Source organism: Salinicoccus sp. Bachu38 (genome assembly GCF_038561955.2).
Taxonomy (GTDB): domain Bacteria; phylum Bacillota; class Bacilli; order Staphylococcales; family Salinicoccaceae; genus Salinicoccus; species Salinicoccus bachuensis.
Genome location: NZ_CP138333.2, coordinates 79,257 through 91,431, shown reverse-complemented (window position 1 = coordinate 91,431; position 12,175 = coordinate 79,257). Strand labels below are relative to the sequence as shown.

Here is a 12,175-nt window from a genome sequence, read left to right as displayed (position 1 = left end):
GGAAATGAATGCCGAAAAATTACTTGAAAAGATGCATGGATTAAAATCCATCTTTGACGAAAAGGAAAGCGAACTGACGGGTCTCGATCGTGAAATCGGCGATGGGGACCATGGCGTCAACATGAAGCGTGGGTTTTCAGCGGTGAATGATAAGGTTTCTGCCGGTTCGACACAAGATATCCTCAAGCAGACAGGCATGACGCTGATGAGCTCCATCGGTGGTGCGAGTGGACCGCTCTATGGTTTCAGCTTCGTCAAGATGAGCGAGGTGGCCAAAGAGGAAATAGATGGCGAAAATCTGTTGGAAATGCTGGAAGTGTTTGATAGGACAGTTGCTGAAAAGGGCAAGGTGGAGGGCGGCGAAAAGACGATGTATGATGTCATTTCGAAATCCGCCGATCTGCTTCGGGATAAAGGATCACTCAGTCTGGAAGATCTTCAGCAGCTGGCTGAGGAGACGAAGGATATGATTGCGACAAAAGGGCGTGCTGCCTACTTCAAGGAGCAATCCAAAGGGACGATCGATCCCGGAGCACAAAGCGCCGTCTATATCATTCATGCACTGGGAGAGGGTGTTGAAAATGACTGAGATCCTCATCATCAGCCACAGCAGCGAAATCGCAGAAGGTACCCGTTCCCTCGTTTCCCAGATGGCAGGCGATACCGTAATCCATGCCTCGGGGGGCGTGGAGGGTGGTATCGGTACAAATATCGACCAGATCAACGATATGCTTGAAAAAATAGAGGATGATACCATCTGTTTCTATGATATCGGCTCGAGCCGGATGAATCTTGAAATGGCTGTGGAAATGTATGATGGCCCCCACCAGCTTCATATTTCAGAAGCGCCAATAGTTGAAGGCAGCTTTCTCGCCGCAGTTGAAAACAGCGTGGGTTCCTCGACAGAAGATATGCTCGAAAAGCTCAAGACCATGAAAAAGTAAAGATCAATGCTTCTCCCGCAATCGCCGTTGGAATTGCGGGAGTTTTTCATTTTCTGATTTCATGATAGATATTTTCGAAGTCAGACCTGTCAAAAATCACCGGTACTGGATAGAGAGGATTCGCTTCATGATAGGCATTTTCCACCATGTCAGGAATATCCCTCTCCTTTATTCCTTCTATCCTCTCCGGTACGCCCGTCTTTTCATTCATCCTTCTGATTGCTTCAATGAACGTCGCCGCTTTCATCTGTTCCGTATCCGTCCGTCGTCCGACCCCTGCAATATCTGCCAGTTCTGAAAGCGGCTTGTGCACCACGTTCCCGTAGTATTCGAGTACATGCGGCATTATAACGGCGTTAGCCAGACCGTGGGGGATATTATAAAATCCGCCCAGCGTATGCGCAATGGCATGAATATTGCCGACATAGGCACGAGTGAATGCCAGCCCTGCCTTGAAGGCGGCCTGCTGCATGCCTTCCCTCGCCTTCAGATCATGTCCATTGTCATATGCTGCCTCAAGATTGTCAAAGATGAGCGCAACCGCTTCTTTGGCATATGCTTCCGTTTCCCGGGTGCTGCTTCTGCCAATATATGATTCCACTGCATGGGTCAATGCATCCATCCCTGTCATTGCGGTAACATCTTGGGGGAGTTCCAATGTGAGAAACGGATCGATTATGGCCACATGAGGAATAAGCGAAGTATCCATCAGGGCATATTTGTCCTGAGTGTCCCTATTCGAAATGACAGCCGCCAAAGTACCTTCACTTCCTGTACCGGAAGTGGTCGGCACCGCAAAAAAAGGCGGCATGTTCCTCCTCACCTTAAATACACCACGCATATCGGAAAGGGTTTTGCCAGGCCTTGCAGCCCTGGCACCGACACACTTCGCACAATCCATCGCCGAACCGCCACCGAAAGCGACAATCCCTTCACATTGCTGGTTATGATAATGATGCAGGGCCGCTTCTACATTCTGAATATCAGGGTCGGGCACAGTATCACTATAGACGGTACAATGGATGCCCCTCATTTCAAGCTGCTCCAGCATCAAATCCATGAGACCCGCTTCCAGTATTCCCTTATCGGTGACGATGAACAGCCTTCTTATGCCGGCAGCACTGACGAGTCCCGGCAGACGGTCCAGACTATGTGCGCCTTCAAAGACCAATGGGGTTCTCCAGGGCATATGTTTTATGATGGGCTTCATGACCTTCTGATATGTCCGGTAGTATAGATGCCGCATGTTCCTCCGCCTCCTGTTGCTTATTGCCATTTCATTTCCCTATATTTCATATGTTATATCATTCAACATCCAGTCCATCCAAGGATTGGCTACTGTTTTCTATTACTCAGTTTCAGGGTTTCCCCGAGGCGGAACTGGGCCATCAGACCTGCGATGAATGGCATCATCGCCACCAGTCCGATTGCCCATGTGACACCCATGAAGTCTGCAATGATGCCTGCCAGCAGTGCACCAAAAGCATACCCGCTGTCCCTCCAGAACCGGTATACCCCCATGGAGGAAGCCCGCCACCCCGGAGCGGCAACATCACTGATGGCCGCCTGCAGTGTCGGGTAGACCATCGCCGTCCCGATACCAAGCAGTATGGCGCCTGTCATCCAAAGGGGATAGCTCTCTACAGCCAGAATAAACCACAACGCGGCAGCCTGCGTCCACATGCCGTAAGTGATGAGCTTTTTCCGCCCCAGTCTATCGCTCAACACCCCGGTAAAGAGCTGGAAAACACCCCACGCAGCAGGGTATACAGCTACAATCGTACCGATCTGGCTGACACTCAAGCCGACAGTCGTGAAGTAGAGGGGGAAGAGCCCCCATGCCATACCGTCCTTCAGGTTGGTGGACATGCCTGCAAAGCTTGCAGTTGAGAGGTTCCGGTCCTGCCACGTGGTCTTCTGGAAGACCGTTTTTGCCGACAGGTCATTCTTCTCTCCACTCGACTGCTCCATCTGCACTTTCAGATGCCCTTCTGTATCTTTTATGATCAAAGCCATGAAAAGACCGATGAGGCCAACCGCAATACCGATATAGAAAGGCTCCGGCCGTAATGAGTAGGTGGAGGCCACGTATCCTGATACAGCCGCCAGAATGGCCACCCCGGAATATCCTGCAAATTCATTCAGTCCTACTGCTGTGCCCCTCTGGTCAGCCTTGGACAGATCGATTTTCATATTCACCGTCATCGACCAGGCAAGGCCCTGGTTGATGCCGAGCAGGACATTGGCCACAACGATCACCCACCAGGCATGTGCAAATATGATCAGTACAGGGACAAATAGGCCGATGGCCCATCCTGCCAGCAGCACTTTTTTCCGTCCATATCTATCTGCAATACCCCCGGCAAAATAATTGATGATTGCTTTGGAAAAACCAAAGCTGATAATGAAGCTCAGCGCAGCACTCGTGGAAGCGAGCCCGAACTGCTCTTCGCCAAGCAGGGGCATCACTGTCCTTTCTATCCCCACCATGGAGCCGACAAAAAGATTTGTCACCACGAGGAGTATGAATTGTGGTAGATTGCTTTGTATGCCTATTTTTGGCTGTTTCATATCATCCTCTCCTCTGGCTTCAAGATTCCACGTACATTTATGCCAAAAGATGTTACCACGGCCCTCAATCCATGTAAACGATGTCGACTCATGGAAGGTCGGACAGACGGACTAATCATAAACGAAGTTGTAATCACCTTATTAATTTGTTATTATATATAGCGTTGTGCTTAAAATCACTTTTTACACTGGGATTGTTACTGATACTTATTATACAAATATGCAGATCAAAGGAGGACTTTTGTCCAATGGAAAACTCTACACAACCTAGCGGTAGAAAACTATCCAAAGTCTTCATCTATGCCTCCATAATCGTGGGCATCATGGTGATACTGGGTGCCATTTTCCCGGATCGGTTTGGCCAGGTCACTGGCAACGTCGGGTCATGGGTCATTGAATACTTCGGCTGGTACTACCTGATTATCACCACATTGATGGTGTTCTTCTGTATCTTCCTTGTTTTCAGCCCAATCGGCAAGTTGAAACTCGGCAAACCCTACCACAAGCCGGAATTCCGGACCATATCATGGCTTGCCATGCTGTTCAGTGCCGGGATGGGTATCGGCCTCGTATTCTACGGTGCAGCTGAACCGATCCAGCACTATATGGGGCCACCGACGGCTGACCCTGAAACGGACGCTGCCATGGTGGAAGCGTTGCGCTCGACTTTCTTCCACTACGGCTTCCATGCATGGGCAATGTACGGCGTCGTGGCGCTGGCTCTCGCCTATTCACAGTTCAGGAAGGGTGAAGTCGGGCTTCTGTCCAAAACACTGAGACCGATACTCGGTGATCGTGTCGACGGTCCGATCGGCATCGCAGTCGATGTACTTTCCGTGTTTGCGACCATCATCGGTGTCGCCGTATCCCTTGGTGTCGGCACACTGCAGATTAACGGTGGGCTAAACTACCTGTTTGGTGTACCAATCAACATCGTAGTCCAAGGAATCATCATAGCAGTCGTTACATTCCTGTTCCTGATCAGTGCGTGGAGCGGGCTAAGCAAGGGAATCCAGTACTTGAGTAACCTGAATATGGGACTTGCAGGCATTCTTCTGATTGCTGTACTCATTCTCGGTCCAACAATGATGATTCTCAATATGATGAATACATCCACAGGTGCCATGCTCGATACGTTTCTTTACAACAGCCTTGACGTTGCACCTCTGAATCAGCAGAAAAGCGAGTGGCTCGAGGTCTGGACCATCTACTACTGGGGCTGGTGGATGAGCTGGAGCCCGTTCGTCGGCATATTCATAGCGAGAGTATCCCGTGGGCGTTCAGTACGTGAATTCGTCCTGGCAGTACTCCTCGTCCCGACACTTGTCAGCATCGTGTGGTTCAGTGTGTTTGGTGTTACAGGTATTGAAATCGGAAAGACTGTACCAGCCATCTTTGATATGAATGCTGAAACGATGCTGTTCGGCATATTCAATGAACTGCCGATGAGCATGATTCTGTCAGTCATCGCATTGCTGCTCGTTTCGTCATTCTTTGTAACCTCCGCCGATTCGGCTACGTATGTACTCGGCATGCAGACCGCATTCGGATCCCTGCAGCCTTCCAACAAAATCAAGGTTGTCTGGGGTATCGCATTGTCTTCCATCGCCTTCGTACTATTGCTATCAGGTGGAGATACAGGGCTTGCAGCATTGCAGTCGGCAGCCATCATCTCAGCCTTCCCGTTCAGCTTCATCATCATTTCGATGATGGTGTCCTTCTATAAGGATGCAAATGAAGAACGCAAGTACCTCGGACTTTCCATTACACCGAACAGGCAGCGCATGAAGGACTATATAGAGAAATCCAAGCGTGAACGTGCAGAAGAAATAAAAGCCGAACAGGAAGCAGACAATCAGAATCAATAGTTTCCTCAAAAAGCACCGGACAGCCGTCCGGTGCTTTTTATATACCATTCATTTGGCCCCTTATCATTTTACAAATCACACCATTATCACTGATAATGGTATACAACCAAATGACCTTATGTAACATTCCTTTCCACTGCATTGGAATGAATATTAGTGTCCAGCAATGAGGTGCCATGGCTAAAAAATTGAAAGTACCATCCCTTTTTGCACTTTTTGTGATCAATGCCCTTGTATGGCTGGCTGTACATCTGATCATTTCAAATTACATGCTGAAACTGGATACTCAAAGAATAAACCGTTTTGCTTCCCTCTACAGAAGCTATCCTTTCGAACAGGAGGGGGCGCTTTGGGACCGGCTTTTCAATATTAAGAAATGGAAGGGCCGACTGCCTGAAAGTACAATCATCGTGCCGGAGAGTTTCGACCAGTCCGCGATGGGCCGCACCGACCCGGAAACCATCCTCACCTATATTGACGAAACAAACCGGGCGGAACTGACCCATTGAGTGTCCATGCTGCCCGTCCCCATGTTCTTCCTGTGGAATCCGAAATCCGCAAGGGTAATCCACATTCTTTATGCCCTTTCCAGCAATGTCCCCTTCATTATTGCCCAACGCTACAATCGTCCCCGGCTGCATCAGTTAAAATCAGAAAGAGCCAAAAAGAGAGGAGACAGGGAATGAACAGGGAAACAGATCCAAGAAGCCGACGGAAAAATGAGCACGTCAGACATGCCCTTGAACAGGCTTCACAAACAGCCTTTTCCGACTTCGATAATGTCCATTTCGTACATCAGTCCATCCCTTCTGTCAATATGGAGGATGTGGACCTTTCCACCCGTTTCGGTCCTTTTGCGCTTCCGCGGCCTTTGTACATCAATGCAATGACCGGGGGGAGTGAATGGACACGGGAAATCAACGGGAAGCTGGCCGAAGTGGCCCAGGCGACAGGCGTACCCATGGCGGTCGGTTCCATGCATGCAGCACTGAAGCATCCTGAGCTGTCGGATTCATTTACAATCGTCCGCACCAGGTATCCGGACGGCATCATTTTTGCGAATGTGGGGGCAGACATTTCCCTCGACGGTGCGAAACGGGCCGTGGACATGCTCCGTGCAGATGCGCTCCAGATACATATCAATGCCCCGCAGGAGCTCATCATGCCCGAGGGGGACCGCAATTTCAAATCATGGCGTGGCAATATAGAGAACATCGTCAGACATGTGGATGTTCCGGTGATCATCAAGGAAGTGGGGTTCGGCATGAGCAGGGAAACATTGCAGACTCTGAAAGATATCGGTGTCCAATATGCAGATGTCAGCGGCAAGGGCGGCACCAATTTCGCTTCCATAGAAAATCTCCGTCGTGAAAACAAGGATATGGCCTACCTGAGCAGCTGGGGACTCTCCACAGCCATCTCCCTCCTTGAAGCCCAACCCTTCGGCGGGGATATGCATATATTGGCAAGTGGCGGCATCAAAACACCACTCGATGCCATGAAGTGCCTGGCTCTCGGGGCGAAAGCCGTGGGCATGTCCAGACTGATGCTGGAGCAGGTGGAGCACCATGGCGTCGAAGCCGCCATCGACCATGTGGAACAGTTCCACCATCAGATGCGCAAGATTTCCATCTTGATCGATGCAAAAGATATCGAAGAAATTACCAGCCGCCCCCTCGTCCTGAGCCCTGAAGTCATTTCATGGCAGAGACAGCGCGCGCTGGATAAGTGAGGAATCAGAAAATGACAAAAAAGATTACGATCATCGGGGCGGGGGTTGCCGGCCTGGCAAGTGCAATCCGGCTTCAGCATGAGGGCTTTGAAGTCAAAATATTGGAAAAGGAATCCACACCCGGGGGCAAGATGAACCGCATCGATGTCGACGGCTATAAATTCGACCTCGGGCCGACCATCGTCATGATGCCGGAACTGTACAGAGAAGTCTTCGAGCTTGCCGGACGGAATCCGGAAGACTACATTCCCATGCAGCGGCTCGATCCCATGTACAGCGGGTATTTTGATAATGGCCGGAAGCAGTACCAGGTGACCAATGATCTTGTGAAGAACATAGAAATGTTCGAGGAGATCAGTGATGAGGATGCCGAAGGGTTCATGAGATATCTGAGCGACCTCTATCATCGGTTCAATATCGCCAAAAAGCATTTTCTGCAACGTCCATTCAGAAACAAAAAGGACTTCTACAATCCTTTCATGATTGGACAGGGCATAAAGCTTAGAACATTGAACAACGCTGAGAATCTGATGAAGAAATATATTAAAGACAAGCGCATGAGACAGATGATCAGTTTCCAGACCCTTTACATCGGCATCTCCCCCTTCAAGGGACCTTCGCTCTACACGATCATTCCAATGATAGAATTCCTCTATGGTGTCTGGTTCATCAAAGGCGGCATGCGTACGATGGCTTCCGGCATGGAACGCATGTTCATGGAAATGGGTGGCAGCATCGAATATGAGACCAGTGTAGATCACATCGTCATAGAAAATAAAAAGGCCGTTGGCGTATCATCGGAAGGCACTTTCATTCCGTCAGACTATGTCATGTGCAATGCAGATTTCCCATATGCAATGAAAAGCCTGGTCAGGGAACCGGAGCATAAGGGAAGGTACCAGGATGAGAAAGTCGACCGGATGGACTATTCCTGCTCATGTTTCGTCCTCTATCTCGGGATGGACAGAAAGTATCCTGAAATCGATAATGTCCACAATTTCGTGTTTTCGGAAGACCTGGACACGAATATCAACCAGATTTTTGACGGTGAGATGCTAGAAGATCCTTCCCTCTATATGTATATCGCTTCCAAGATTGATGCATCCCTTGCGCCTGAAGGCAAGGATGGCCTATATATTCTGATGCCTGTATCCGACACGGCCACGATGAAATATGAATGGACCGATGAATTGTCTGGAATGTATCGGGATAGGATCATCCATAAGATCAGAATGCTGCCGGGCATGGAAAACTTTGAACAGGAGATCGTTTCGGAAACGATGATGACGCCCCAGGAATTCGAAGGACGCTTCAATGCATATAACGGCGCAACATTTGGACTCCGTCCGACGCTCGTGCAGAGCAACCACTTGAGACCGCAAAGCAAGGCGACGCATTGCGAAAACCTTTATTTTACAGGCAGCAGCACCCATCCCGGGGCTGGTGTGCCTATTGTGCTTCTGTCTTCCAAAATTGCCGTTGGAGAGCTGTTGAAGGACGAAAATCACTAATAGGAGATACGAATATGACCAAAAATTACACCCCCTCGCTGGAAAGTGATTATAGACAATGCCAATCCTTAATCAGACAGCACTCCAAAAGTTTCTATTATGCTTTTTCCACTCTGCCTGAGACGGATGCGAATGCAGTTTATGCCGTCTATGCCTTCTGTCGTATGGCAGATGATGCCATAGACCAGGCAGAAGATGCGGAGACTGGAATCGCCAACCTCAGACAGCTTGAAGACGGACTTGATGCATTCGTTGCAGGGAATATGCCCCAAGCTCCAATGTGGCGTGCCCTCGGGGATGTCGTGGACCGTTATGATATCGATGAATCCATGCTCTATGCCCAAATCAGGGGGCAGGAAATGGATGTCCATTTCGAACAGCCGAAAGATATGGACGACCTGATCCATTACAGCAGCCATGTTGCAGGGTCGGTAGGAAAGCTCCTTCTGCCAATCCTGAGCGATGATTTGTCACAGGAACGGAAAGCGAATGCAGAAAAGCTCGGCATCGCCATGCAGATCACCAATATCCTGCGGGATATCGGCGAGGATATGAGAGAACATGGACGTGTCTATATCCCCGCATCCATCCTCAATGATTACGGCTGTTCCGTGGCGCAGCTTGAAGAACGGAAAGTCGACCAGGCATTCATGGACGCCTGGGAGCATCTGGCGAGAGAGGCGGAGGTGCTCTATGAGGATTTCAGAAAAGAGATCCTCCATTACAAGGAGGAGGCGCAGCTTCCACTTCTGGTCTCACTCTCCGTCTATCGTGAAATTCTGAATGAAGTGAGAAGCAGCAACTACGACTGTTTCTCAAAACGCAACGCTGTTTCCATGACACGCAAAATGAAAATCAGGAATGAAGAAAGCCAGTTTCTCAAAAATATCAAAGATGCATAAGAAGGGGGCAGGGGCATGTCCAAAAAAAGGACAGTTCTGGTCATCGGGGGTGGACTGGGCGGTCTATCTGCAGCAATCACATTGAAACAGGAAGGTTTCGATGTCAGCCTATACGAGAAGAACGACCACCTTGGTGGCAAGTTGAATCGCCATGAACAGGATGGATTCGGGTTCGATCTGGGGCCATCCCTCCTGACCATGCCGTATATTTTCGAACGCCTTTTTTCAAGAAGCGGAAAGAATATGGATGACTATGTCGAAATCGGGGAGGTGCCGCTTCAATGGCGTGCCTTCTTCACTGACGGCACCCACATAGACCTCTATGGCGACCTTGACAGGATGGCCCGGGAGAACCCCCAATTGTCCGGGAGGGATATGGCAGAATACCGCAAGTTTCTATCCTACGCCGGAAAGATTGACCATCTGACCCTACCTGGCTACTTTGAAAAAGGCTTTGATGATGTCCGCTCCATCATAGGGTTCCATGGACCGCTCACCGCCCTGCGTGGCTTCGACTATTTCTCCACCATGCAGCAGGGGATCAATAGACGTGTCAGCCATCCGCACATGCGGGATATGTTGGGCTATTTCATCAAATACGTCGGCTCAAGTGCCTATCGGGCACCGGCTGTCCTGAATATGATGGCCCACATGCAGCATGAAACGGGCGTATGGTATGTCAAAGGCGGCCTGCATAAACTCGCCGCAGGGATTGCGCAACTGGCATGCGATATCGGCGTCGATGTACATATCAGCCAATCGATTAAGACTGTAGTGACGGAGGGTACCGGGCGCATCCAGCATATCGTTTTAGCAGACGGCAGTAGGAGAAGTGCCGACTATATCGTCTCCAACATGGAAGTATTGCCGTTCTATCGCCATGTGCTGGATTATCCTCCTCAGAATTTGAAGAAACTCGAAGACAGGTTCGAGCCGGCAAGTTCCGGCCTCGTACTGCACATTGGTGTCGACCGCACCTATCCCCAGCTTGGTCATCATAGCTTCTTCTTTTCGAAAGATTCGAAGCAGAACTACAGGGAAGTATTTGATGAGAAGGTGCTGCCATCAGATCCGACCATCTATCTGGTCAATACGAACAAGACAGATTCCAGCCAGGCCCCGCCCGGGCACGAAAACCTGAAGATACTTCCCCATATCCCGCCTTTGCAGGGTAAGGAATATACCAAGACGGACTACCTGGCCTTCAGGGAGACTGTACTTGATAAGCTTGAGAATATGGGACTTGTCGGTTTGCGTGAGCATATCGTCTCTGAATATATGCTCACTCCCCACGATATCGAATCCCTTTATTTTTCAGACCACGGGGCGATTTATGGCACCGTCTCCGACCGTAAAAAGAACAAGGGCTTCAAACATCCCAAAAAAGCAAAGCATATTGATAACCTCTACTTCGTGGGCGGCACAGTCAACCCCGGGGGCGGCATGCCGATGGTCACGTTAAGCGGCCAGCAGGTTGGGGCAATGATTGCAGACAGAGAAAGAAGCGGGAAATAGCATGGCTTGGCATTTCATCTGGATTTCGATCCTCATACTTTGTCTTATCTCAGGCCATATCGTTTATAAGAATCCCAGCTTCATCGGGAGAAGCCGATCTGACGCCAGTATCAGCATCATCGTTCCTGCCCGGAATGAAGGCCATAACCTTCCAAAATTGCTGGATAGCATCGGCAGGCAAAGACTCACTTCCCTGGAGGTCATCGTTGCAGACGATGGCTCGACTGACGACACACGCAAAATAGCCGAGGCATCCGGTGCGACAGTCATTGAGGTGCCGGAGGGGGAGTGGCAGGGCAAGAGCCATGCGTGCCATCATGGCGCACAGCATGCCCGATACGGCACCCTTGTCTTCATGGATGCGGACACTTCATTTACCGGTGACGATTCGCTTTCCCGCATCAGTGCACAGTATCGCAAGCAGGGCGGGAGGGGTGTCCTTTCCATCCAGCCATTTCATCAGACAGAAAGATTCCACGAAACATTCTCGGCCATCTTCAACATTGTCACTGTCACAGGAATGAATATATTCTCAGCTTTTGGGGACCGGACCCATACCAGCACGGTGTTCGGGCCGTTTCTCATGACAGGACGGCGGGACTATGCCGCTACAGGCGGTCATATGAATGCAAAGGAGACGATTATAGAAGGCATGGGCATATACAGGGGCTACCATGAAAAAGGGCTGCCGACGACCCTCTATATGGGATACGATGTATTGCAGTTCAGAATGTACCCGGAAGGGCTGCCTTCCGTAGTCAAGGGATGGACGAAGCATATTGCCTCAGGCGCCGAGAATACGGAGGGTTGGGTGATGGCATTGATCATGCTGTGGCTCAGCGGCACACTTATCGCACCTGCCTACCTGGTCTCTACGGCCATATGGCACTTTGAGAGTATCCTCTGGCCTGTCGTATTCTATATCCTGTATGCACTGCAGTTCAGGTGGATGAGCAGACGGCTGATTCTCCTCCCATGGTATAACTTCTTTCTGTATCCCCTGTATTCGCTCTTCTTTTTCCATGTATATGGACTGTCCTTCATCCAGACGCATATAATTAAAAAGGTCGAATGGAAGGGCCGGAAAGTCGATTTGAAAAAGCGTAAGTGATATTGCCCGGGAAATAAATAA

The 12,175-nt window shown here is 49.9% G+C and carries 10 protein-coding genes and 1 pseudogene; 9 read left to right on the top strand and 2 right to left on the bottom strand.

From position 1 onward, the window contains the following. Positions 1–4: 4 nt before the first annotated feature. Positions 5–589 (top strand): dihydroxyacetone kinase subunit DhaL, encoded by a 585-nt coding sequence (gene dhaL, locus RQP18_RS00420; protein WP_342388224.1) that lies wholly within the window; start codon positions 5–7, stop codon positions 587–589. Continuing rightward, complete coding sequence (gene dhaM, locus RQP18_RS00415; protein WP_342388223.1) at positions 582–944, top strand: dihydroxyacetone kinase phosphoryl donor subunit DhaM; 363 nt, start codon at positions 582–584, stop codon at positions 942–944. Before dhaL ends, dhaM begins: the two co-directional genes overlap by 8 nt. A gap of 46 nt (positions 945–990) precedes the next feature. On the opposite strand, the gene RQP18_RS00410 is transcribed toward dhaM, so the two are convergent. Both RQP18_RS00410 and RQP18_RS00405 read right to left on the bottom strand, forming a co-directional pair. Next, the gene (locus tag RQP18_RS00410; RefSeq protein WP_342388222.1) at positions 991–2,190 is read right to left on the bottom strand and encodes an iron-containing alcohol dehydrogenase; all 1,200 of its coding nucleotides are present in this window, start codon (positions 2,188–2,190) and stop codon (positions 991–993) included. Positions 2,191–2,279: 89 nt separating this feature from the next. Next, positions 2,280–3,515, bottom strand: coding sequence for an MFS transporter (locus RQP18_RS00405; RefSeq protein ID WP_342388221.1), 1,236 nt, complete (start codon positions 3,513–3,515; stop codon positions 2,280–2,282). 248 nt (positions 3,516–3,763) lie between these two features. Between RQP18_RS00405 and RQP18_RS00400 the strand changes: the two genes are divergently transcribed. From RQP18_RS00400 to RQP18_RS00370, 7 genes and pseudogenes are all read left to right on the top strand, one after another. Further along, positions 3,764–5,383: a BCCT family transporter gene (locus RQP18_RS00400; RefSeq protein ID WP_342388220.1), complete on the top strand. Its 1,620-nt coding sequence runs from the start codon at positions 3,764–3,766 to the stop codon at positions 5,381–5,383. A gap of 176 nt (positions 5,384–5,559) precedes the next feature. Beyond that, a pseudogene (locus tag RQP18_RS00395) lies at positions 5,560–6,069 on the top strand (glycosyl-4,4'-diaponeurosporenoate acyltransferase). After that, positions 6,066–7,115, top strand: coding sequence for a type 2 isopentenyl-diphosphate Delta-isomerase (gene fni / locus RQP18_RS00390; protein WP_342388219.1), 1,050 nt, complete (start codon positions 6,066–6,068; stop codon positions 7,113–7,115). Before RQP18_RS00395 ends, fni begins: the two are co-directional and overlap by 4 nt. Positions 7,116–7,126: 11 nt before the next feature. Then, positions 7,127–8,626 (top strand): phytoene desaturase family protein, encoded by a 1,500-nt coding sequence (locus RQP18_RS00385; RefSeq protein WP_342388218.1) that lies wholly within the window; start codon positions 7,127–7,129, stop codon positions 8,624–8,626. A gap of 14 nt (positions 8,627–8,640) precedes the next feature. Beyond that, on the top strand, positions 8,641–9,528 hold the full coding sequence (locus RQP18_RS00380) for a phytoene/squalene synthase family protein (protein WP_342388217.1): 888 nt from the start codon (positions 8,641–8,643) through the stop codon (positions 9,526–9,528). Between the two features lie 15 nt (positions 9,529–9,543). After that, positions 9,544–11,043 carry a phytoene desaturase family protein gene (locus tag RQP18_RS00375; protein WP_342388216.1) on the top strand — a complete coding sequence of 500 codons (1,500 nt, stop codon included), beginning with the start codon at positions 9,544–9,546 and terminating at the stop codon, positions 11,041–11,043. A 1-nt stretch (position 11,044) separates the two neighbouring features. After that, positions 11,045–12,154: a glycosyltransferase gene (locus RQP18_RS00370; protein WP_342388215.1), complete on the top strand. Its 1,110-nt coding sequence runs from the start codon at positions 11,045–11,047 to the stop codon at positions 12,152–12,154. The last annotated feature ends 21 nt before the right edge of the window (positions 12,155–12,175 follow it).

Bases quoted from the DNA above. Each gene is read 5' to 3' on its own strand.
- dhaL (WP_342388224.1), top strand. From the start codon at position 5: ATGAATGCCGAAAAATTACTTGAAAAGATGCATGGATTAAAATCCATC.
- RQP18_RS00405 (WP_342388221.1), bottom strand. From the start codon at position 3,515: ATGAAACAGCCAAAAATAGGCATACAAAGCAATCTACCACAATTCATA.
- RQP18_RS00410 (WP_342388222.1), bottom strand. From the start codon at position 2,190: ATGCGGCATCTATACTACCGGACATATCAGAAGGTCATGAAGCCCATC.
- dhaM (WP_342388223.1), top strand. From the start codon at position 582: ATGACTGAGATCCTCATCATCAGCCACAGCAGCGAAATCGCAGAAGGT.
- RQP18_RS00385 (WP_342388218.1), top strand. From the start codon at position 7,127: ATGACAAAAAAGATTACGATCATCGGGGCGGGGGTTGCCGGCCTGGCA.
- RQP18_RS00400 (WP_342388220.1), top strand. From the start codon at position 3,764: ATGGAAAACTCTACACAACCTAGCGGTAGAAAACTATCCAAAGTCTTC.
- RQP18_RS00370 (WP_342388215.1), top strand. From the start codon at position 11,045: ATGGCTTGGCATTTCATCTGGATTTCGATCCTCATACTTTGTCTTATC.
- fni (WP_342388219.1), top strand. From the start codon at position 6,066: ATGAACAGGGAAACAGATCCAAGAAGCCGACGGAAAAATGAGCACGTC.
- RQP18_RS00375 (WP_342388216.1), top strand. From the start codon at position 9,544: ATGTCCAAAAAAAGGACAGTTCTGGTCATCGGGGGTGGACTGGGCGGT.
- RQP18_RS00380 (WP_342388217.1), top strand. From the start codon at position 8,641: ATGACCAAAAATTACACCCCCTCGCTGGAAAGTGATTATAGACAATGC.